General features: G+C 56.9%; 24 protein-coding genes, 1 tRNA gene and 2 pseudogenes. 9 read left to right on the plus strand and 18 right to left on the minus strand.

The window, feature by feature from the left end; genetic code table 11:
• Positions 1-42: 42 nt before the first annotated feature.
• The 4 genes and pseudogenes from rpsB to DSM110093_RS08450 all read right to left on the minus strand — a co-directional run bounded on the left by rpsB (position 43) and on the right by DSM110093_RS08450 (position 3,002).
• Positions 43-921, minus strand: a complete 879-nt coding sequence (gene rpsB / locus DSM110093_RS08435; protein WP_243267695.1) for a 30S ribosomal protein S2 — start codon at positions 919-921, stop codon at positions 43-45.
• 447 nt (positions 922-1,368) lie between these two features.
• Positions 1,369-1,914, minus strand: a pseudogene (locus DSM110093_RS20920) (lysophospholipid acyltransferase family protein); the annotation flags it as partial.
• The gene (locus DSM110093_RS08445) at positions 1,911-2,669 is read right to left on the minus strand and encodes a GNAT family N-acyltransferase (RefSeq protein ID WP_243264643.1); all 759 of its coding nucleotides are present in this window, start codon (positions 2,667-2,669) and stop codon (positions 1,911-1,913) included. The gene DSM110093_RS08445 and the pseudogene DSM110093_RS20920, both read right to left, overlap by 4 nt.
• Before the next feature lie 147 nt (positions 2,670-2,816).
• A complete protein-coding gene (locus DSM110093_RS08450) occupies positions 2,817-3,002 on the minus strand; it encodes a DUF3553 domain-containing protein (protein WP_243264644.1) in 186 nt (61 codons plus the stop codon).
• Between the two features lie 26 nt (positions 3,003-3,028).
• Between DSM110093_RS08450 and DSM110093_RS08455 the strand changes: the two genes are divergently transcribed.
• A complete protein-coding gene (locus DSM110093_RS08455; RefSeq protein ID WP_347568616.1) occupies positions 3,029-3,634 on the plus strand; it encodes a histidine phosphotransferase family protein in 606 nt (201 codons plus the stop codon).
• A gap of 3 nt (positions 3,635-3,637) precedes the next feature.
• Here DSM110093_RS08455 and DSM110093_RS08460 read toward each other — a convergent pair whose 3' ends face one another.
• From DSM110093_RS08460 to DSM110093_RS08495, 8 genes are all read right to left on the minus strand, one after another.
• Positions 3,638-4,903, minus strand: coding sequence for a glutamate-5-semialdehyde dehydrogenase (locus DSM110093_RS08460; RefSeq protein ID WP_243264645.1), 1,266 nt, complete (start codon positions 4,901-4,903; stop codon positions 3,638-3,640).
• A gap of 33 nt (positions 4,904-4,936) precedes the next feature.
• Entirely contained in the window at positions 4,937-6,043 is a 1,107-nt protein-coding gene (proB, locus tag DSM110093_RS08465) for a glutamate 5-kinase (RefSeq protein WP_243264646.1), read from the minus strand.
• Positions 6,031-7,065, minus strand: coding sequence for a GTPase ObgE (gene obgE / locus DSM110093_RS08470; protein ID WP_243264647.1), 1,035 nt, complete (start codon positions 7,063-7,065; stop codon positions 6,031-6,033). Before obgE ends, proB begins: the two co-directional genes overlap by 13 nt.
• 30 nt (positions 7,066-7,095) lie before the next feature.
• Positions 7,096-7,632, minus strand: a complete 537-nt coding sequence (locus DSM110093_RS08475; RefSeq protein ID WP_243267697.1) for a GNAT family N-acetyltransferase — start codon at positions 7,630-7,632, stop codon at positions 7,096-7,098.
• A gap of 287 nt (positions 7,633-7,919) precedes the next feature.
• Entirely contained in the window at positions 7,920-8,189 is a 270-nt protein-coding gene (rpmA, locus tag DSM110093_RS08480; protein WP_093926210.1) for a 50S ribosomal protein L27, read from the minus strand.
• Between the two features lie 12 nt (positions 8,190-8,201).
• Complete coding sequence (locus DSM110093_RS08485; protein ID WP_243264648.1) at positions 8,202-8,888, minus strand: 50S ribosomal protein L21; 687 nt, start codon at positions 8,886-8,888, stop codon at positions 8,202-8,204.
• A gap of 206 nt (positions 8,889-9,094) precedes the next feature.
• A complete protein-coding gene (locus DSM110093_RS08490; RefSeq protein ID WP_243264649.1) occupies positions 9,095-9,904 on the minus strand; it encodes a DUF2059 domain-containing protein in 810 nt (269 codons plus the stop codon).
• Positions 9,904-10,746, minus strand: a complete 843-nt coding sequence (locus DSM110093_RS08495) for a DUF2059 domain-containing protein (RefSeq protein ID WP_347568617.1) — start codon at positions 10,744-10,746, stop codon at positions 9,904-9,906. The genes DSM110093_RS08490 and DSM110093_RS08495 overlap by 1 nt, the downstream gene beginning before the upstream one ends.
• Before the next feature lie 145 nt (positions 10,747-10,891).
• Between DSM110093_RS08495 and DSM110093_RS08500 the strand changes: the two genes are divergently transcribed.
• The 6 genes and pseudogenes from DSM110093_RS08500 to DSM110093_RS08525 form a co-directional block, all read left to right on the plus strand.
• Positions 10,892-10,981, plus strand: a tRNA-Ser gene (locus tag DSM110093_RS08500).
• 117 nt (positions 10,982-11,098) lie between these two features.
• Positions 11,099-12,514, plus strand: a complete 1,416-nt coding sequence (locus DSM110093_RS08505) for a tyrosine-type recombinase/integrase (protein ID WP_243264650.1) — start codon at positions 11,099-11,101, stop codon at positions 12,512-12,514.
• 252 nt (positions 12,515-12,766) lie between these two features.
• Positions 12,767-13,528, plus strand: coding sequence for a ParB/RepB/Spo0J family partition protein (locus DSM110093_RS08510; RefSeq protein WP_243264651.1), 762 nt, complete (start codon positions 12,767-12,769; stop codon positions 13,526-13,528).
• A gap of 384 nt (positions 13,529-13,912) precedes the next feature.
• Entirely contained in the window at positions 13,913-14,548 is a 636-nt protein-coding gene (locus tag DSM110093_RS08515) for a recombinase family protein (RefSeq protein WP_243264652.1), read from the plus strand.
• Positions 14,549-14,739: 191 nt separating this feature from the next.
• Positions 14,740-15,291, plus strand: a complete 552-nt coding sequence (locus DSM110093_RS08520; RefSeq protein ID WP_243264653.1) for a DUF4145 domain-containing protein — start codon at positions 14,740-14,742, stop codon at positions 15,289-15,291.
• Between the two features lie 942 nt (positions 15,292-16,233).
• Positions 16,234-16,464, plus strand: a pseudogene (locus DSM110093_RS08525) (IS3 family transposase); the annotation flags it as partial.
• Between the two features lie 38 nt (positions 16,465-16,502).
• Here DSM110093_RS08525 and DSM110093_RS08530 read toward each other — a convergent pair.
• From DSM110093_RS08530 to DSM110093_RS08550, 5 genes are all read right to left on the minus strand, one after another.
• Entirely contained in the window at positions 16,503-17,006 is a 504-nt protein-coding gene (locus tag DSM110093_RS08530) for a hypothetical protein (RefSeq protein ID WP_243264654.1), read from the minus strand.
• Positions 16,909-17,352, minus strand: coding sequence for an NAD(P)H-binding protein (locus DSM110093_RS08535; RefSeq protein ID WP_243264655.1), 444 nt, complete (start codon positions 17,350-17,352; stop codon positions 16,909-16,911). The genes DSM110093_RS08530 and DSM110093_RS08535 overlap by 98 nt, the downstream gene beginning before the upstream one ends.
• 62 nt (positions 17,353-17,414) lie before the next feature.
• Positions 17,415-17,906 carry a nuclear transport factor 2 family protein gene (locus DSM110093_RS08540; RefSeq protein ID WP_243264656.1) on the minus strand — a complete coding sequence of 164 codons (492 nt, stop codon included), beginning with the start codon at positions 17,904-17,906 and terminating at the stop codon, positions 17,415-17,417.
• 10 nt (positions 17,907-17,916) lie between these two features.
• Positions 17,917-18,306 carry a hypothetical protein gene (locus DSM110093_RS08545; RefSeq protein ID WP_243264657.1) on the minus strand — a complete coding sequence of 130 codons (390 nt, stop codon included), beginning with the start codon at positions 18,304-18,306 and terminating at the stop codon, positions 17,917-17,919.
• A 47-nt stretch (positions 18,307-18,353) separates the two neighbouring features.
• The gene (locus tag DSM110093_RS08550) at positions 18,354-18,641 is read right to left on the minus strand and encodes a DUF2218 domain-containing protein (RefSeq protein WP_243264658.1); all 288 of its coding nucleotides are present in this window, start codon (positions 18,639-18,641) and stop codon (positions 18,354-18,356) included.
• 95 nt (positions 18,642-18,736) lie between these two features.
• On the opposite strand from DSM110093_RS08550, the gene DSM110093_RS08555 reads away from it, so the two are divergent.
• Complete coding sequence (locus DSM110093_RS08555; RefSeq protein WP_243264659.1) at positions 18,737-19,645, plus strand: LysR family transcriptional regulator; 909 nt, start codon at positions 18,737-18,739, stop codon at positions 19,643-19,645.
• Between the two features lie 106 nt (positions 19,646-19,751).
• Here DSM110093_RS08555 and DSM110093_RS08560 read toward each other — a convergent pair whose 3' ends face one another.
• Entirely contained in the window at positions 19,752-20,870 is a 1,119-nt protein-coding gene (locus tag DSM110093_RS08560) for an S-(hydroxymethyl)glutathione dehydrogenase/class III alcohol dehydrogenase (RefSeq protein ID WP_347568640.1), read from the minus strand.
• A 161-nt stretch (positions 20,871-21,031) separates the two neighbouring features.
• On the opposite strand from DSM110093_RS08560, the gene DSM110093_RS08565 reads away from it, so the two are divergent.
• Positions 21,032-21,901, plus strand: coding sequence for a LysR family transcriptional regulator (locus DSM110093_RS08565; RefSeq protein WP_243264660.1), 870 nt, complete (start codon positions 21,032-21,034; stop codon positions 21,899-21,901).
• Positions 21,902-21,922 lie beyond the last annotated feature (21 nt).

Genomic DNA, 21,922 nt, shown 5'->3' on the forward strand with positions numbered 1-21,922 from the left:
TCGGGGCAGGTTACCCTGCCCCGTGTTTCAGGTCCGTGACGCTTAGCCTTCGGCTTTTGCGACGGTCTCTTTCTTGGATTCGATGTCCAGCGGCGCGTCTTTGCCCATGGCATCGTCATGCAGAGTTTCTTCCGAAGCGTTGCCGATTTCGACGCCGGTGCTTTCGCCTGCGGTCACGGCTTCTTCTTCGGGGGCTTCTTCCATGGCGCCAAGGTCAACGCCTGCCGCACCCAGCTGAGCGGACATGCCGTCAAGTGCCGCACGCGCTGCCAGATCGCAGTAGAGCGAGATGGCGCGGGCCGCGTCGTCGTTGCCGGGAATGATGTAGTCGATGCCGTCGGGCGAGCAGTTGGTGTCAACCACGGCCACAACTGGGATGCCCAGTTTGTTGGCTTCGGCAATCGCCAATGCTTCTTTTTTCACGTCGATGACGAACAGCAGGTCAGGACGACCGCCCATTTCACGGATGCCGCCCAAGGATGCTTCCAGTTTGAACTGGTCACGTTCCATGCCAAGACGCTCTTTCTTGGTCAGACCTTCAAAGCCGCGCTCGGACTGCTCATCGATGTTTTTCAGACGGTTGATCGACTGAGAAACGGTCTGCCAGTTGGTCAGCGTGCCGCCGAGCCAACGGTGGTTCATGTAATACTGTGCGCATTTCTCTGCGGCTTCGGCGATCGGCTGAGCAGCCTGACGCTTGGTGCCGACGAAGAGAACGCTGCCGCCTTTGGCGACGGTGTCACGGATAACTTTCAGCGCATCGTCCAGCATAGGAACGGTTTGTGTAAGGTCCATGATGTGGATGCCGTTGCGTGCGCCGTAGATGTACGGGCCCATGCGGGGGTTCCAGCGCTGTGTCTGGTGACCAAAGTGTACGCCTGCTTCAAGCAGTTGGCGCATGGAGAACTCAGGAAGAGCCATGTCTTTATACCTTTCCGGTTTAGCCTCATCGGGGGTATGACAGCGACATGCTGCCAACCGGCGGACGTTTTGGGATTTCTCCCCAAAAGGCCCAACCCCGACTGCGGGTTCAAGTGGGGCGCGTATATGCCAGCATGCGTCGCAGCGCAAGGGGCTTATTGCGGGCCCGACCGGGGGGTCTGCGTGCCCTGCCCGCACGATCGCTTCGCAGCGCTGCGCGAGCGTCTTGCGTCCGGTGAAATCCGCCACGGGCAGCGGCGAATGATACACCACTTCGACCGCACCCTGATGCCGCGCGGCCAGCGTCGTCAGCAAATGCACCCCGAAGGACATATCCCCCCACCATCCATAGAACCGCGCATCTTCGCCCTGTGGCGCGTGGTAGACAACGCTTACCGGCTGGACCGCAATCTCGTTACGCAGTTCGGGATCGAAGAAGGCTTCAAAGAGCGTTGTTTTGAAAGGCAGCACTTGCAGGCCGTCGGTACTGGTGCCTTCGGGGAAGAACAACAGCTTATGCCCTGCCAACAAGCGCGTCCGGAAAACCTCTGTCTGGCTGCGCGCCTCGGCCCGGTCCCGACGGATGAAGACTGTCCCGGTCGCCCGCGCCAACCAGCCGATGCCGGGCCAGCCTGCGACCTCGGATTTGGAAACGAAATAGATCCGCTTGGCCGCGTTCAGTGCAAAGATATCCAGCCAAGACGTATGGTTGGCCACCACCGCACCGCGCCGCTCCATCGGCGTGCCTTGCCTGATAAACCGCATACCCAATATCCAGAACGCCGCGCGGCACACGGTCTGGGTTATATAAGGCGTGATGGGCCGGTGCAGCCCAAAGATTGGCCGCTCGATCAGTCGAAACGCCAGTAGAATAACCAAACCGCCAAAGACCAGTAGCGCCAAGGTTGTCCCGCGCAGCGCCACACGCAGCATCCCTGTGAGGGTCAGGCGCAGCTTTGGCGGCGGCTGATCACTGTCCCACGTTGTGGTCATACAGCGCCGCCGTTATAAATCCGAGACTGACGCGCATTCATCTGTTTCGTATCAAGGATCAGGCAGACATCCGTGGTGTTAAATGCGCGGTCGATATAAGCGCCCTGCCCCACACAACCGCCAAGCCGTAGGTAGGCCTTTATCAGGCTCGGCACCGCGAGCATGGCTTTCCGACGGTCCAGGTCGCCCTCTGAGATCAAATCCATTGGCGCAAATTCTCGGGCGCAGACGCGCAACTCCGAAGGTGCGAGATGCCGGTGATGCAAGAGGGAGAGAGGCTCTGCCAAAGCTGCCGTATCCGTGCCATGAAAGCTCGCAACACCGAACAGAACCTCAATCTCATGCTCTGCCACATAGCGTGCCAAGGCCCCCCAGAGGTGATGCATCGCAGCACCGCCGCGGTAAGCCGGATCAAGACAGGACCGCCCCAATTCCAACAGCCTACGCCCCGAATGCACCAGCGGTGTCAGGTCGTATTCGGCCTCTGAGTAGAAGCCCCCTGCCCGCGCGGCCATATCGCCGCGCATCACGCGGTAGACGCCAGCCAGCTTGCCGTTGCGCAGATCCGTCAACAGAAGGTGATCAAAGAAGGGATCAAACCGGTCCCGCTCAAGCCGTGCCGCGTGGTCGACCATTGCGCCACCGCCGCCCAGCTCTTGCACAAAGACCTCATAGCGCAGCCGTTGTGCGGCCTGCACATCGGCGTCCGTTCGCGCCAGTCTGACCTGAAAATCTGCTGCAACGCCCCGCGGCATCGGCCAATCCTGTGCCTTAAAACAAGTTCTCCGCCTGATAGGCAATCAGCTCCCAAGGCGCAACACTTGCCAGATCACCCCCAAGCCGATACTCTATTTTAAGTTGTGAAAGAGAATATTTTTCCACTCTTAAGGATTTGGAAAGGGTCATCCTTCATCAAAGACCGGCATTAATCCTAAGCGAAAGCTGTCTATGACCACCTTACCTTGGTCGCGAAAGTTGACCGTTACCTTGCCGCCGATGTTGCTTTGCACTTGGCCTGTACCCCAGTCGGGGTGCTGTGGATGCATGACCAACATGCCCGGGCTAAGAAGCGCATTCAGATCATCCATGATGTTTCCAATCATTCAGGGGGGCCATGATGGGCCACGTTAACCTCGACCTGCCTGCGCTTATCGGCAGCCGTATTTGCCACGACTTGATATCGCCAATCGGCGCCATCAACAACGGGCTTGAATTGTTGAACATGGCGGGCACCGGCGCATCCTCCGGGCCAGAACTTGAGTTGATTGGCCAAAGCGTAGAAAGCGCCTCTGCGCGGATACGATTTTTCCGCATCGCTTTTGGCGCCGCCGGTGATCAGACCATGGGTCAGGGCGAGGTGACATCGATCCTACGCGACCTCTATGCCGCCACACGTATCGAGGTTGATTGGCAAATCACAGCATCTCAGTCACGCAACGATGTGCGAATGGCATTCCTTGCACTGCTGTGTATTGAGACGGCTTTACACCATGGCGGGCGCATCACCGTCACCCATCCGGAGGGCGAATGGCGGCTGCAGGCTGAGGCTGACAAGATCGCAATCGAGGACGATCTTTGGTCACTTCTATCGCAAGCAGATCAAGACAAGCAGCTTCAGCCCGCGCAGGTACAATTTGCGTTATTGCCGATCCTCGCGCAGGCGCAGGGAAAAGAGGTGCGCCTACACAGCGCGAATACCGTTTTGACCCTGTCCTTTTAGGTTTCAGCTGCGGACCGTACCGTCACCACGCACGAGATACTTAAAGCTGGTCAACTGCGCCGCGCCGACCGGGCCGCGGGCGTGTAGCTTACCTGTGGCGATGCCAATCTCTGCACCCATGCCGAACTCTCCGCCATCCGCGAACTGGGTAGAGGCATTGTGCATCAAGATCGCGGAATCCAACCCATTAAAGAACTCCGCAGCGGTTTTAGCATTCTCAGTCAAAATGCAATCGGTATGTCCTGACCCATATTGGCGAATATGATCCATGGCAGCCTGTGCGTCTGGCACCGTCCGCGCGGCGACGATCATATCAAGGTATTCTTGGCCCCAGTCCGCATCGGTCGCCGGAACGGTGCCAGCAATACCCTGCAGCCCAGCATCTGCGCGCACTTCGACACCTGCGTCGATCAGGGCGCGGATCACACCATTGCCAATAGATTTTGCAATATCGTGATGGATCAGCAGGCATTCCGCCGCGCCACAGATCCCAGTGCGCCGCGTCTTGGCGTTCAACACAACCTTAAGCGCTTTTTCCGGATCGGCCTCAGCGTCGATGTAGATGTGCACAATCCCCTCAAGATGCGCAAAGACCGGCACCCGCGCTTCGCGCTGCACTAACCCGACCAGCCCCTTGCCGCCACGGGGCACGATCACATCAATGGTTTCGGTCATGGTGAGCATCTCACGCACAGCGTCACGGTCGCGCGTCGGCACCAGTTGCACCGCATCTTCCGGCATCCCTGCATCCCGCAGCCCCTGCTGCAAACAGCGATGGATGGCACGGGAGGAATGAAAACTCTCGGACCCGCCGCGCAAGATCACCGCGTTCCCGGCCTTGAGGCAAAGTGCGCCCGCATCCGCCGTCACATTCGGACGCGATTCATAGATAACACCGATCACCCCCAAGGGCGTGCGGACGCGCTGAATGTTCAACCCAGTGGGCTGGTCCCATTCTGCGATCACCTCGCCCACCGGGTCAGTTTGCTCTGCGACTGAACGCAGTCCATCAACCATGCTGCGGATGCGGCCTTCGTCCAGCATCAAACGGTCCATCATCGCGTCGGTCAGACCCTTCTCGCGTCCAAAGTCGAGATCTTTTGCGTTGGCAGCGATAATTTCAGCGCGCTCTTTCCAAACGGCTTCGGCGGCACCGATCAATGCTGCGTGCTTGCGCTCCGCACTGGCGGTCGCCAGTTGCGCCGCAGCCGCCCGGGCACGTGCGCCGATATCGGCCATCAATTCAGGAATATTAACTATCTCATTCATGGCCTTATGCCCCTGTCTTGATCTTAATCGCGCCTATAGCGCCATGTCATCCCTGTGGATCAGTGCCGCGCGTCCCGGATAGCCCAAGACCGCTTCTATTTCCGCGCTCTTATGGCCTTTGATCTGTTCAATCTCTGCTGCGGAATATCGGCTCAGACCACAGCCTACCGCATGCCCCGCAAGGTCATACATTGTAATACTGTCGCCGCGCTCAAAGCGCCCGTTGACCGCCGTCACCCCTGCCGGTAACAACGATGTCCCCCGCGCCAAGGCAGCAACCGCACCGGCGTCGAGCGTTACACCGCCGCGTGGTTTCATCGCAGCAATCCAGCGTTTGCGTGCGGCCTGCGGATCGCTTTGGGCAGTGAACCACGTGGCATTTCCGCCGGATTCCAATGCGGTAAGCGGGCGGAGGACAAAACCATCGGTGATCGCCATCGCACATCCTGCCGCAGTTGCGGTCCGGGCTGCCATCACCTTGGTCTTCATGCCCCCTTTGGACAGGCCCGACCCGGCATCTCCGGCCATCGCCTCAATCTCGGGCGTGATGGTGTCAATGACGTCATAGCGTTTCGCGCTTGCATCTTGCGTGGGATTCGCGCTGTAAAAACCGTCTACATCAGACAGCAGGATCAACTGATCCGCCCCCACCGTCACAGCGATCTGCGCCGCGAGCCGGTCGTTGTCACCAAAGCGAATTTCGTCGGTTGCGACTGTGTCATTTTCGTTCACGATCGGCACCACCCCAAGCGAAAGCAACTGTTCTAGTGTTGCGCGGCTGTTTAGGTAGCGGCGGCGGTTAGCGCTGTCTTCCAAGGTGACCAAGACCTGCGCAGTCGTAATCTCATGTGGGGCAAGCACCTCTTCGTAAGCACGGGCAAGTCGAATTTGTCCAACTGCGGCGGCTGCCTGCGCCTGCTCCAATGCCAGAACGCTTGGAGGTAGCCCTAAAACCCCCCGGCCAAGCGCGATTGAGCCCGAAGAAACTAGCACAACATCGCAGCCCAAGCCCTTGAGCCACAATACATCCTGCGCCAGCCCGACAAGCCAATCGCGACGCAATGCGCCGCTATCGCGGTCCACCAAAAGGGCGGAACCGATCTTGATCACGACACGGCGGGCGGCGCTCAGGGTTGCCAAGGCTCTTCTTCCTCGGTGGTACGGAAACGCAGGCGGTCATCGTCGATATTCTGGCGCAGGGTTCGAAGCACGTCGGTAACCCCTTCGCCCGCCACACTGGACATGATCATTACATCGCCGCCGCAGGCATTCTTCAATTCATCTAAGCGGCTTACGCGCTCTTCTTCATCCAGTGCATCAACTTTGTTCAGCACAGTCACACGTGGTTTTTCCGCCAGATCGCCCCCATAGGCTTCAAGCTCGCCAATGATGGTGCGATAGTCTTCGGCTACGGTTTCGGACGTGCCGTCGATCAGGTGTAACAACACCGCGCAACGCTCCACATGGCCTAGGAAAAGATCGCCTAAGCCGCGCCCTTCGGAAGCCCCCTCGATAAGGCCGGGAATGTCTGCGACGACGAATTCAGTGTTGTCCACTCCTACAACGCCAAGGTTCGGGTGCAGGGTGGTGAATGGGTAATCCGCAATTTTGGGCCGCGCGTTGGAAGTGGCAGCAAGAAACGTCGATTTACCCGCATTCGGCAGGCCCAACAGACCTACGTCAGCGATCAACTTCAACCTCAGCCAGAGCGTACGCTCAACGCCCTCTTGACCGGGATTGGCGCGGCGGGGCGCTTGGTTTGTCGCGGATTTGAAGTGCAGGTTGCCCCATCCGCCATTGCCGCCGCGTGCAAGCTGCACACGCTGGCCCAATTCGGTCAGGTCAGTGATTACTGTTTCCTGATCCTCATCAAGGATCTCGGTCCCTACCGGGACGCGGAGGATGATATCATCGCCGTCTTTCCCGGTCCGCTGCTTGCCCATACCGGGCTGACCGCTTTTGGCAAAGAAGTGCTGCTGATAGCGGAAATCGATCAATGTGTTCAGCCCATCGACCGCTTCGGCCCAGACAGAACCGCCCGTACCACCATCACCGCCATCCGGACCGCCATATTCGATATATTTTTCGCGGCGAAACGACACGCAGCCGCCGCCACCGCCGCCGGATCGAATATAGACTTTGCACAGATCGAGAAACTTCATGGTCTTGCCTTTCAGGCGCGGGATACGGTCCTACAGCTTACGACTATAGGTCCATGTGGGTACGGCAGCATCGCGGGCCAAGCAATAGGTTTCCGCATCGCCAAGATAGACAAACCCCGCATTGGTCAGCACTTTGGCCGAGGCTGGGTTATCGTGGAAGACAGAGGCAAAAAGCGCGTCATTGCCCAAAGGGTTCGCATTCACCAGCGCCTGCACCGCGTCAGAGGCAAGATGCGTGTTCCAGAACGCAGGCGCCACCCAGTAGCCGACCTCGGACTGGTTGCGATCAAGGCGTGTCAGGGAGATTACGCCCATGACTTCGGAACTGCCAGCCCGGGTCCCATCCATGACCCAAACATCTTCTTCGCGGTCATCGGCCATGGCGCGTGTCACATAGGCCTCTACGCTTCCGGGCGGCAATGGGTGCGGGATGGACGACGTCGCATTGGCGACACGCGGATCGCTGGCGTACATTTCGATCATCCCCATATCCGAGCGGCGCACAGGGCGCAGATCAAACCGGTCGGTTTCAATCACGGGTTGGTTAACTATAGGTTCCATCTGCATCGTCATGTTCCTCCTCCGAACAGACTGAGTAGCGGGCGGGTGCGCACTCCTGCCCTGATCACGCGAAGCTGGCGCGTAAATGCGACGCGACTTTCGGCACAAACCTCCCTGCCGAACGTAACGATCTCATATAATCCAAGCAGCAATCGCCCCTGAGGGTCGAAATTGCTGGCGGGCCGAAACGGCCGCTTAGGTGATATTAAATACATGGGAATATTCCCTGAAAAAGAAAAGGGACCGGCGGTATCGCCGATCCCTGAATTTTTTCAAACCCTGTGGGGTACGGCTTATTCAGCGGCCTCCGCGCGTGGCAGAACCGAAATAAACGTGCGGTTTTTCAAACCTTTGTGGAAGGTCACAGCACCGTCTACAACAGCAAAGATCGTGTGATCTTTACCCATGCCAACGCCTTCGGCGGGCCAAAATTTGGTGCCGCGCTGACGCACGATGATGTTGCCAGGGATAACGGCTTCGCCGCCATATTTCTTAACGCCAAGGCGACGACCAGCTGAGTCGCGCCCGTTACGGGATGAACCGCCTGCTTTTTTATGTGCCATCTCGGTCTCTCCTTAGCCTTTGGTCTTTTCTTTGGCCTGATCGACCCAGCCTTCACGCTGGATACGGCCTTTGAAAGACAGTTTCTCGTCAACTTCAGCGATATCCGCTTCGGTCCATGCTGCGATCTGAGCGAAGGAGGTGATACCCGCTTCGTGCAGCTTCTTCTCAAGTGCTGGGCCTACGCCGCTCAACGCCTTCAGATCGTCCGCGCCAGCTTCCGACATCTTGTCGGCTTTCTCGGCTTTTGGAGCGGCCTTAGTGGCTTTCGCCTTCTTGGCTTTCTTGATCTGTGTTGCGTCGTCGGTCTTTCCGGTGATCGCGGCCACAGCCGAGGCGCTCACGGAACCGGTGCCAACAGCGGCAGACACGCCCGACTTATCCGCGCCCGAAGACAGGATGTCGGTGATCTTGATCAAGGTCAGTTTCTGACGGTGACCCTTGGTACGCTTGGAAGAGTGCTTCCGGCGGCGCTTGACGAAGTTGATTACCTTTTCGCCTTTGATCTGGTCAACGACTTCGGCCTGAACACCTGCATCTTTAACCATGGGCGCGCCGAGCACGGGGCTGTCGCCGCCGAGCATCAGAACTTCGTTGAACTGGACCGTTTCGCCAGCATTGGCCGCAATACGTTCAACCCGCAGCATATCGCCGGATTGGACTTTGTATTGCTTGCCGCCTGTCTTGATGACCGCAAACATGCGTCTTCCTTTTCTGTCATCCGCGTTCTGTGGCCCCCACTTGGGAGTTTGTGGATGGCTTTCCGGCCAATCCGCCTCGAACAGCGCGCCCGTGGGGCGTCATTAAAAATCAATCCCTAGGACGGATTAACCGCCGGGATGCGGGCTTATCTTCGGAATGGCTGGGTAAGTCAAGTAGGTTTTCGACCGCTGAAATAGCATAGATGTCAGAGGTTCTCAGCCACCATGTTCAATGCCACAGCGCGACCCAAAGCGTAAGAGATATCCTCATATGCGCGGCCAAAACCGTCGAAAAGCGCACGATTGAGGGTGCGCCCTGAATCGGTTTCGGCAAATGCGGCGTAGCGTGCGATCTCGGCGTCGCTCAAGGGGTGATAGGCCAGCAGCATGTAGGCATGTGCCCAAACTGAGGTGTCTTCGGTCACCGCATCAAGATCACCGCCAATTTCAGCGAGCAGGTCTTCGTCGCTGTCTTCGAGCGCGCCGCCATCGCGCATGCCGCGTAGAAACTGAAAATTGCTATTAAGCGCCGTGCTTACATTGCGGTCGACCATATCGGCAGATGTAATCAAGCGGCGGATCAAAGCAAGCCGTGGGTCATTATCCCCAGCCAGTACCCCATAGTTTGCCCGCGCGATCTGCTCTACTTCACGCTCAGTGATGGCGGCGCGGGCGGCATTTTCCAGCGCGATGACCCGTCCACCCAGTTCTGTAGTGTAAAATTCGATTGCGTCCTCTACCGCGGAAGGGCTCATCGTTTCTTCGAGCGCACGGCGCACGGCCTCTGCCATCCGCTCCGGGTCATGGATGCTCTCGACCTGCAACTCCCAACCCGGACCGCCCTGCCCGCCTAGCATGTCTTGGTTCAACGTTTCCGCATGAGCCTGCCCCTCATCGCTGAGGATCGCCGCCGCTTCGCGCAACTCCAACAGATCGACGAGAACGGACATTCGCGCGTCGGCCCAAGCGGGCAGAGCCACAAGCCACAGAAGCGGGGCAAAAATCCATGCGCGCATCAGATATCCTGACTGGGTTGCATCGCCGCAAGGCGAGCGGCTACGGCCTCGAAACGGTTGGCCATAATCTCATATTGAACAGCATTCATCAGGGTGTAAACTTGCTGCATCTTCGGTTGCTCGAGCGCAACGGCATAGGCCGCAAGGGCGTCGTCCGAAAAGGATTGATAGGTATAGGCGGCATTGGCCAACGCATTCGCGGCGATTTGGGCGCCCAAGTCAGCCGCCTGCGCGCGCATCATCTCCCGCAAGTCAGGTTCTTCCATTTGCAATTCGATCACCCCGGCCCCAGCAGCGGCGAGTAGGAACCGTATCTGCACCTCCTGAATGGCCCGGACCGATATTTCCTCAACATCGCTGGCGACATTTAACCGCCGTAAGGTCTCTAACCGAGGTGAATCAATCTGCTCTAGCCCCGCAATGATGGCTACGCCGCTTTCGGCTTTCACCCCATCATCCTCGGTCATATGCGCTTTGTTCTCTACGTCAACCAAACGCCTGCCCAGATCGCTCGCGTAAAAGCTGGCGGCGTGATCCAACAGATCGTCGCTCAGCGTTTCGGCTAGAATGTCCATCGCCATGTCATGCATCAGCTGGGTATCGAACACATCCCCAACGAGCCGTGACCATTCCGATCCAAAATCCTCAGTCTGAAGTCCCAGCATCTCGGGTGCGGAATCGGCAGAAAGCCGGATACTATCCAACGCGACGTCAAAGCCGGTCACTTCCAAAAACCGTTCCAGCGCACCGCGATCAGCTGCGCGCACTGGGTGGGCAAATGCGATCAACGCAATGAATGCCATAACGAAGGGGGCGATTATCAGACGATTTTGACGGAACACGGGCTGTCCTTTCGGAATATTCTAACCTTAAACTTAGGCCTTCCCAGCCCCGGCGCAACGAAAATTGGATAACTTTCGGTTGATGCGCAAAACCCCTCTTGCCACTGCCTGAAAAGGCGACTAAACGGGCCACCCAGACCCCCGCGGAGAGGTGCCGGAGTGGTCGAACGGGGCGGTCTCGAAAACCGTTGAGCCTTCACGGGTTCCCAGGGTTCGAATCCCTGTCTCTCCGCCAATCTTCCTAACCAGTTGATTTCTATAGTAAGAACTAGGTGTGGTACACCTTACTGCGTGGTACGTGATGGACCACAAGAGAGATCATCCCAGCGCCTCAGGCACAGAAGAGCCTGACATGCAGTATCTCACCAAGCCCCGTGGGCGGGGATACTCTTTGCGCATGGTCACCCCTGACATTCTGATAGGCACAGTGAACCCATGGACGAGCAAGCCGTTCGGGAGAGAGATCAAACTAGGTCTCAATACTCGCAGTCATGCTGAAGCCGTCCGGTTACGTGATGTTCGGATCGGCCAGATCAGACAGCTGGAAGCGGATGCGCTAGAAAGCTCCGGCAGAAGGCACGTCGGTAACATTATCGCACTTACGCCGGAAAACGCCGCTGAGTGGCGAAAGATGCGTGAGGAAGCTAATGACCCCGAGGCCCTTGACCTTGTACTCAGTGACGAGCTGGAGCGGGCTGAGAGGGTCGGAAAGGGTCAGCAGGCCGAGGCGTTCGGAAAGATGGTTTTCAGGGGCGCGATCCCCCTAGCTAAGGCGTTGGAAATGTATCTGGAAGAACGCGAGGAGGGAAACCCGTATGGTTACGATCCTCTGGCAATCACCTCGGCAATGAACGTCCGCTCCTCGATGAGGCACCTCATCACCTTTCTAGACGAGGAGAACCCAACCTTGCACGATGTCACGCCTCATACAGTGTTCAGGTTCAGGAATGAGTATCTTCCCTTGATAGCTAAGGTCAGCCCAAAGACAGTAGCAAAGCACACAACACTCCTTAGGGGTCTTTGGGCATGGGCAATAACGGACAAAAGGCTGCTGAAGACAAGAAGCGGAAAGGCGATTGCGAACCCTTGGGTCGTCAAAGAGCAAGGGACGTCGAAAAGGAAGGCCACGAAGAAGAAACCTGACGAGAAACGCAATGCGTTCACATCCCCACAGGTAACCAAGCTGTTCGAGGGCTTCCCAGAGTGGGGTAACCGGGAGGGTGACCTATTGAGGCTCGCCTTAGCCACAGGGTGTAGAGTGGATGAGATCGGGGCGCTAAAGCTCGAACACGTATTGAGCGATGGCTCCGGCTTCGACGTCGTGAAGGGTAAAACAGCGAACTCAACACGCTTCATCCCAGTCGTGGACAAGGCGCAGCGGCTCTTAGCCCAGAGGGTAGAGATGGTCAGGAATATGCAGGAGAACCATCAAGAGGATGAGTTACGCTTATTCCCTGAATGGCCTCTGAAGCCTTCTACTCAGAAAGTGAACTCGGCTTCCCAATGGTTTACCCGGTATCGGCGTCAGACGTTGGGCGTTGAGACAGATGGCAAATTGGCCATGCACTCCTTCAGGCACACTTGGCGGACTATTGCACGTCGGGCTGGCGTCGCTGAGGATCGTATCCATGAGCTTGGTGGGTGGAGTGATGAGCAGAAGAACACCTCCAAGGACTATGACCACGGGCTGGGCGATGATCTACTGCGTGAAGAGCAGCTCAAGGTGTGGCAAGCCCTGAAGAGCGCTGGGTACCTTGAGGTCTTCTAGGGGCCACCATTGAAGGTAACCACGGCGTCTGTGGTGAGGCGACTGCCTCTGACAACACCTAATCTCTGGCGCCGTGGTCTCTTCCGCTGGTCTCATGGTTCCTTCCCTTAGCTTCTTGCAACGAGGAGACGACACCTTCTGCGGGCCTGAGGGCTTGCTGAGGCGTTCACATGGGTATGCAACCACTGACTGTGCAATCTGCATAGGCTGCGACTAGCGACCTAGACCCACATATCCAAAGAGAACCAAGAAATGAACAAGCAAATACAAGGCCTTACGCGCCCGAAGCGTATGCGGTTGCCTCTGAAAGCGTTGAAGACCGAACCGGATGACTTCCAGTTCCGCGAGTTTGAAGTGTCAGAAGATCACGTGCGAACTTTGGCAGACGCGGCGAAGGCCGGGGCGGCACTCGAACCAATGACAGTATGGAAGCGCGGTGAAGCTGACTATGTCGTGGTAGACGGTCACCACAGACACGCGGCATACGAGGCCATAGCACACGCAAAGCCTGTCCCTGTAATCGTGCATGAGTGCAGCGAACGGGAAGCCATACTCTTAGCCCTGAGCGAGAATACCAAGACAAAACTGCCAATGACGAAGACGGAACGTGACAACGCTGCTTGGCGGCTGGTCTCTTCCGATCATGAACTATCGAAAGCGGCAACAGTAAAGGCGACGAGCGTTAGTGATGGCACAGTCGCGAAGATGCGTAGAACCCGTCGCTCCCTTGATGACCAAGGCATCCCCCTGCCCTCCACATGGTGGCTGGCTATGCGGTCATTGAAGGGAACCGAGCAACCTGAATGGGATGAAGACATGAAAGAACAAATGATCGAAGCACGGGCAAAGCAACTAGATGACGCCATAGGTGTCGAGCTTGGGCGAATGGGCGCGAAGCAATGGGAAGCTGTTGCGCGTGTCATTGAGCGCCGCCTTAACAGGCAGACGCTGCATTACGTACTGGATGACCTGCGGGCCGACGAGGAGGAGGAAGACTTCGATTTCCCCTTCTGAGGTCCACAAGTATTTACGCTGCAAAAATCTCAATGGCTTATCATAACGGTCGCGAGAGCGTTCTTCCCCCTCGCGTCATGAGGGGTAAGGGGGCCTGTCCCATGTTTATCGTGTTGGACTGGATGCCTTGACGGTGCTGAAACACTACCCTTGATGAGAGATACCTGACGCACACCTTAGCACTGGCCAAACTCTTCCTCGCCGTGACTGACAATGCGGATCAGCGGCGTCAAGTCAAACAGGACTAGGAGCGCACACCCACATGTCCGCAAGGGTATACCTCTGCGTACACTCCTTGCTCTGTCCACAAGAATGTCCGCTAGGGTTGATCCGAGTCTTCGTACACTATACTCAACGTACATGACCACAACGGACACGAGCATCATGAGCAAGACCATCCTGTACGCACGGGTATCGACCGCCGACCAAACCCTTGACCACCAGAAGGCTCAGGCAGAGGCTTCAGGCTTCGTGATTGACGAGGTGGTGGCCGATCACGGGGTCTCAGGCGTCAGCACGACTTTACGCGAGCGCCTTGAAGGGAAGCGACTATACGACAAGCTACGCCACGGGGACACGCTCGTGGTTCGCTGGGTGGATCGGCTGGGGAGGAACTACCAAGACGTCACGGACACCATCCGCCACTTCATGAGACAGGGCGTCGTGATAAAGACTGTGGTCAACGGCATGACCTTCGACGGCGCAACACAGGACCCTATGCGGGAGGCCGTGAGAGACGCGCTGATAGCTTTCATGGCCGCGACGGCGCAGGCTCAAGCGGAAGCAACGAAAGAGGCTCAGAGGGCCGGGATAAAAGCCGCAAAGCATGCTGGTGGCAAATACCGGGGTAAAAAGCCCAGCTTTAGCCGAAACACTTTTCAAGTTGTGAAGGAACAGTTGGATATCGGCCAAGGCGCGTCAGCGATAGCAAAACTAACGGGCATCTCAAGACAAGCTGTCCTCCGCATTAGGAAAGATCCTTCTTTAGCCGATGAGGCACTCAAGCGCTGGGGAGAATGATATGCGATTGCCAAACCTCCTTCGAGGTGCCAGCCTTTCTTGCTTTCACAACTTCACGGAGATAGAAATTCTCGGCGTGGTTGTTCTTTGGCAATGAGAAGGTGGGTGTTCTTTTGGCGTACAGCATTAAGTTGGACTCCGGTCTCACTGGATTAGAGAACTGTGTACACTGTGGCGTTGCGCGTCCCAACATGACACTTGCGTTTAAGGCTTACGAGAACGGGATCCACTGGGCTACCTACAAGTGTGCAAGCTGTGAGCAATTTGTCCTTGTGAAATCGCGAATAGGTGCAAGTAAAGATAAATGGCTTGGGGTCGATGTTGACGCAATCTATCCCGCTGCAGAACGCATAGAAGACGAACTGCCGGAACGTGCGAAGCAATATTTGTCTCAAGCCTCAAAGTCTCTTCATGCACCTGACGGCGCTATGATGCTGGCAGGTGCGGCTATAGATGCGATGCTGAAGCATAAGAACCTAGAGGAAGGATCGGTATATAGCCGCATCAAGGATGCTGTCCAAGCGGGCATTCTCACTCAGGATATGGCCGATTGGGCGCATGAAGTTCGTCTTGGCTCGAACAAACCACGCCATGCTGACTTGAACGATCCTCATGTCACGCGGAAAGAAGCGGCACAGGCTGTTCATTTCGCAAAGATGCTTGGTCATATCCTGTTCACACTTCCTAGTCGGGTAGCCAAAGGGAAACAGGAAGCGATGGTTGGCGTGGAGAAGACGAATTAATGCCAGATAGGTGTGGTACATGAAGACTGCATCCGCAAGATGTACCACGAATTGGAGCTAAGATATTGCATATGCACAACTATTTATCCTCGGGATCGTATCCCTGTCTCTCCGCCAGTTTTTCCGGTTTAAGCCGGAGGGGCTCAGAAAAGCCCCGCATTCACTGGATATTGACAAGTTTGCATCAACATCTGGCCTCAGACTTTCCGCAAATAATGTGGGATGATATGAAGGGCATGATACGGACGGTTTATCCTATCGAGGAAGTGTGCGGCGCACTTAGTCCGGGCCGCACCTTGAAAATAACCTAGCGCGGCGTTTGTTCGAAAAGCAGTTCCCGGACGGCACTCGGACGGCGGCGGCCTATATTTGAAAGTCGATCCCTCTGCGGCACGCGGTGGATATTGCGGACGGTCGTTCGGGGACGTCGGCGAGACTACGGCCTGGTTCTGCAAACTTGGTTTCCTTGGCGGAAGCGCGGGAAAAGGTAACCGAGCTCCGCCGGATCACCAGAAGCGGCGGCAACTCAAAGGTGAAGACACGCGAGGATGAAGGTAGGTCCATAGCTTTCAAAGAGCTCGCTCACCTCGTTTGCGAGCGAAAGTTTAAGAATAGCGACAACCACCCCAAGCATATTGTCTGAGGTGCCCCTAGATTTATAGACGCTTTGCTTGGAAATTTTGGAACCAAGGAGGGTGACCGAGGAACGCACGAACCTCAAAAAGGCGACCGCGTAGTTCGCGCGCGAGTCTCAGTGAACTACGCGTTCATATGGCTCACCTTGCTGAGTTTTCTGTGTGGTCGATGTGCCGTGTTCTGGCTGTGTATTTCAGTGGCTTCTACGCATAGTTTAAAGAACCGTTAAGGCAGCGTGTGCTTGAAGATGCGCGGCAGACAGTTCTGATCCATCAAGCATGGGCTGATAGCGACAAAGTCTATGGTAGCAGGCGTGGGAATTGCCATGATAATGTGGTTGCGGAAAGCTTTTTTCATCTTTGGAAGCGCGAACCAATCAGGCGACAGACCTACCTCATACGCGACGCAGCAAGGCAGTACGTGTTCGGCTACATTGAAATGTTCTACAATCCAACAGGCAAGCACACAAACAACGGCATGCTGTCACCGGTTAACTATGAAATAAAACAACAGAAAATGAACGAGCCAGGTGCCTAGGAAACTACGGGCACCGCAATGCGCAATTGCCGCCGCGTTCAGACGCTGAGCGCGGTGAAATAGTCATCCCACGATTGATGCGGGCGTCCGGTAACAGCGGCATAATCGCCGGGGCGGTCGTAGACGCCTTTACGGATGCCTTCGTAGATGCCGCCGATGATCGGGCCGATAAAGTCGCCCAATTCAGCGCTGCGGTCGGCGACGAATTCTTCGGCCGTCACCTCGCGGTAGCTAAGATTGGTGCCGAATGCGCTGTTCAGATAGCCTGCCAGCGCGTCTTGTGTGATCGGCGTGCCATTGAGGTCGAATGTGCCGCCGTTCAGGTCATCTTTTGTCAGCAATGCGGCATAGGCATAGGCCAGTTCCGACCGCGTTGTGTAGCCGCATTTGCCGTCGCCTGCGCTGTTGGCGATTTCGCCGCGCGCCTTGTAGCCGTCGATATATTCAACGTCCGGCTCGATATAAATTCCGTTGCGCCCGATGGCCCACGCCAGACCGCTGGCTTTGATGTCCGCCTCGGTCTGACGGTTGCTTTGGACCACTGGCGAAAAGCGCGTGTCCTTCTCGGGGCCGATGATGCTGGTATAGACTAGTTTTTTTCACACCTGCAGCGCGGGCGGCTTGTATCACGTTGCGGTGCTGTCCGATGCGACCTTCGGGCGGGGCCATGCCCGATACGATCACCAGTGCATCTACCCCCTTGAGCGAAGTTTCCAGCTGTTCAGGCTGGTCATAATCACCCGCGCGGACTTCGATCGGCAGGTCGGTGACTTGTTCGGGGGAGCGCGCCAACCCGATAACCGATGCATCCTGTGGCAGGTCAATCAGCTTGCGCACGATCTCTCGGCCAAGCTGGCCAGAAACTGCGGTTACAGCATATGTCGTCATGATCAGTCCTCAATTCTGGAAACGAAGCCAGAGCCTTCGACAGCTCTGCCATAGGTCTTCGTTTAGCCGTGATAAGCACGGCTCACGGCAAAGCTGTCCTCGAACCAATGCCAGAGCGCGACCTGCCCGTCTTTCACCTTGGCGCGTAGGGCAAAGGTGAAATCGCCGATCTCTTTGCCCGAATGGGTGGTGATACCGTTCATCTTACCAAAGACGGCAACGGTGTCGCCCGAAGCAAAAGCATCGGTGTTTTCCCATTCGGTGGTCTGGAAGTTCTCGGAGAACACACTGAGGAACGCAAAGACGTTCTGTTTGCCCTCCGCGCCGCCGATCCAAGGCAGGCTAGCATCGCCCTCGTTGTGCCAAACCATGTCGTCGGCCATCAACTTGCCCATTGCCTCCATATCGCCCGATCCCATAGCGCCCATAAAGGCCATCACGGTATCAAAGCTGGCTTGTGTCTGTTCGTCCATTGTCTGTGCTCCTGCATGTTGCCCAAGGATGATCGCGAGCGATGCACCCAGCGAGGTTTTCAGTAGTGTTCTGCGGTTCATTGAATGGCCTCTATTTTGGTTGATGTTGCGAAAGCGGTGCGCTTCTCAATGCGTTGGTCGAGAGCGCAAGGGCGATGATCCAAAGCACCGGGCCAAGGGCACCGGGCACCAGCGGAACAGTGCCGGGGGCAAGCAAGGTCACAATGAATCCGATATCCCCTGCGCTGACGACAACCGCGTTCAGCCAGTACCCAAGGCGGCTATTGCGCCAAATGTAGACGATGCCGACAACAGCACCGAAAAGTGCAAAGGAGGTCAGATCCCAGGCACCCTGAAATATACGTCCCTGAAGGACGCCATCGTCCAAAGTTGTACCAAGCTGGTAGACGCCATATGCCGCGCCAAGGTGTAGAATGCCCCAAGCCACATAGGTGACGGCGGCGATGCGTGCGTAGATCATAAGATTTCCTTACGGGTCCTGAGGTGGCCGACGCTTAGGCGCGGCGGTCACGCCGCTGCGACTTGCCAATCCAGTTTCGGATTTTCGCGAAAAGCGAAGCGGTCCAAATGGCTGGTGATAACTTCAGCAGCTTTATCCAGTTTCTGCTGATCCGGTGCTGCGACGCTCAGGTGCAAACCGGTCTCATCAGCACGAAGGTCACATTGCCCGAAGGGCAATTTGATCCGCCCGGAGCCGGGCTTATGTGTGACCGGGACTTTGTGGCCGAAATGTTTGCACAGTGTACCCAGATAGCGTTCCGCGTTCGGTGTGATGAAAAATGTGCTCGCGTTCATATTGTCGCTCCTTGTCTTGCATGGAACATCTACCCTCGCGACACTGATCGGGGTATTCACGGAAATCAGAAATCCTAATTCGGGCTGGCAGAACAATGATCGAGCATCTGCGCCATATGGCGATCTTTGCACGGGTCGTCGACGAAGGGTCGTTTCGGGCTGCCGCCAAGGCGATCGGGCTTGCGCCGTCGCGCGTCAGCGAGACCGTGTCAGAGCTCGAGCGCTTTCTTGGTGCGACGCTTCTTTACCGGACGACGCGCAAGATTGCGCTCACCAACGAAGGACGCATGTTCTATGCCCGCGTTGCGGAGATGCTGCGCAGCGCCGAAAACGGCCTGAATGAACTCAACGCGCTCTCGCTGGAACCGGTGGGTGCGCTGCGCGTATCGATGCCTGCCTATATGTCTACCTCCACGCTCGCCACGGCGCTCGCCGAATTTGTCCGGCGCCATCCGCTTGTTGCGCTCTCAGTTAGCTTTACCGATGCGCGCATGGACTTGTTGGAGGACGGGTTTGACGTCAACTTTCGCGCGGGCTGGCTGGATGACAGTTCGATGATGTCGCGCAAATTGGGCGAAAGCGCACGCGCGCTTGTGGCCGGAACGGGCTATGCTGCGACCCGCCCCCGCCCGTCGCATCCGTCCGAGATGGAGGACTGGGACTGGCTGCGCTACAAGCACCGCTCTGACGTGACGACGCTGCACGGCCCGGGGGGTGTCACGGCGAAGGTGACTGGCCAGTCCCGGATGGAAGTGGACAGCATCGATGCCTTGAACCACCTCACCTTGCAGAACCTCGGTGCCACGGTCCTGCCCGAGCATCTTGCCGCCCGGGGTGAGGCCGATGGCATGTTGGTGCGCCTGCTCCCTGACTGGCACTTGCGCCCGCTTGGCACTTTCGCGGTATGGCCGGACACGTCGCGCCGCGAGAGCCTGACCTTACTTTTTGTACGCTTCGTTGCGGAGTGGGAAGCAAAGCAGATGACACAGCAAACAAGCATGTGAACGGTCTAAAAACCTCGCTTCCGATATGCCCCTATGCGAAGAGGTGCGCGCCCGCCTGTGGGATCCTGGCCACGCTACACAAGGCGTAACACGGCCGGGTCGACAGTTACGCGCCCATATGGATAACCGAGCGGATGCTTTTGCCTTGATGCATCAGATCAAAGGCCGCGTTGATCTTTTCCAACCCCATGGTATGGGTAATGAAATCGTTCAGTTTGAATTCGCCGTTCATGTAACGCTCGACGTATTCTGGCAGTTCGGACCGGCCCTTGACCCCACCGAATGCCGACCCGCGCCAGACGCGCCCTGTGACCAGCTGGAACGGACGGGTCGAGATTTCTTGTCCCGCACCCGCGACACCGATCACCACGGATTCACCCCAGCCCTTATGGCAGCATTCCAGCGCCGACCGCATGACATTGACGTTGCCGATACACTCGAACGAGTAATCCACGCCGCCGTCGGTCATCTCGACAATCACCTCTTGGATCGGCTTGTCGTGGTCCTTGGGGTTGATGAAGTCGGTCGCGCCCAACTTACGGGCCAGATCGAATTTGCTTTCGTTAATGTCGATCACGATGATCCGACTGGCCTTGGCCATCGTCGCGCCGATAACCGCGGACAAACCAATACCGCCCATGCCGAAGATCGCAACGGTCGATCCCTCTTCAACCTTCGCGGTGTTCATCACCGCACCCATGCCGGTGGTAACGCCGCAGCCGAGTAGGCAAACCTCTTCCAGCGGGGCCTCGGGGTTCACTTTGGCAAGCGAAATTTCTGGAAGCACTGTGTATTCGGAGAAGGTAGAACAGCCCATGTAGTGCAGGATTGGCTGGCCATCTTTGTAAAAGCGGCTGGTGCCGTCGGGCATCAGACCGCGCCCTTGTGTTCCGCGGATTTTCTGGCACAGGTTGGTCTTGCCGGATTTGCAGAATTTACACTCGCCGCATTCGGGCGTGTAGAGCGGAATGACATGGTCACCCACCGCAACGCTGGTGACTCCCTCGCCCACGGATTCGACAACCCCACCACCCTCATGGCCGAGAATGACCGGGAACATTCCCTCGGGATCATCACCGGACAGGGTAAAAGCATCGGTATGGCAAACGCCCGAGGCAATAATTTTGATGCGCACTTCGCCAGCCTGAGGCGGCATCACGTCGATTTCTTCGATCGAGAGTGGTTCGTTGACGGCCCAGGCGACGGCCGCTTTGCATTTGATGATATCGGTCATGGGTCTCACTTTGCGTTTGTGGCTCATCTGACAGGTGACAGTGTATAGCGCTGCCGTTTACACTGTTTCCTATTGGCGATAATCACGACTTTCTGAAAAACACTATTACACATTAGTAATAGTGGTGCCGCAATAAACATGGAAGGATCATCATGCTGAGATGGGAGGGGGTATCAGAATTTGTGGCCGTTGCCGAAGCCCAAAGCTTTACCGGTGCAGCCAATAGCTTGGGGATTTCCACTGCTCAGGTCAGCCGCCAAGTCGGTGCGCTTGAGGCGCGACTGGATACCAGGCTGTTCTACCGCACCACACGCAAGGTCACGATCACCGACACTGGTCAGGTGTATTACAATCATTGCCGCCAAGTGCTTGACGGGCTGGCCGAAGCCGAGCGCGCGATTACTGATCTGCACCAGAGCCCTAAAGGACGATTAAACCTTACGGCACCAGTGACTTTTGGCGAGAACCGCATCGCACCCTTGGTGAATGACTTCGTGCAGCGCTATCCTGACCTTGAGGTCAACCTCAGGCTCACCAATCAGCTGCTCGACCTTGTGGCCGAAAGCTACGATCTCGCGATCCGGCTGGGAGAGTTGGAAGACAGCTCTATGATGGCAAAGCGGCTGGCCTCTCGCAGGCATTATACCTGCGCAGCGCCCGAATACCTTGCCGCTCATGGAACCCCCCAAAGCCTGTCCGATCTTGATGCGCACAACTGTCTCCAAGGCACTTTGGGCTATTGGCGGTTTCAGGAGAGTGCGACGACACGGCATATCCGGGTGAAGGGTAATTTGCGCTGCAACAGTGGCGCGGCACTGGTTGATGCAGCGCTAAAGAACTTGGGGATCATCCAGTTACCTGATTATTATGTCGAGGCTGAACTTCAGGCTGGACGTTTGATCTCTGTGTTAGATGAGTATCGCGCATCTGACGATGGCATATGGGCGATCTATCCGCAGAACCGTCATCTTTCACCAAAGGTGCGGCTGCTGCTTGATCACCTTGGGAAAGAGCTCCGATGAATTGAGATGCCATTGCTCTGC

It is taken from the genome of Sulfitobacter sp. DSM 110093, assembly GCF_022788715.1.
In the GTDB taxonomy this organism is placed as follows: domain Bacteria; phylum Pseudomonadota; class Alphaproteobacteria; order Rhodobacterales; family Rhodobacteraceae; genus Sulfitobacter.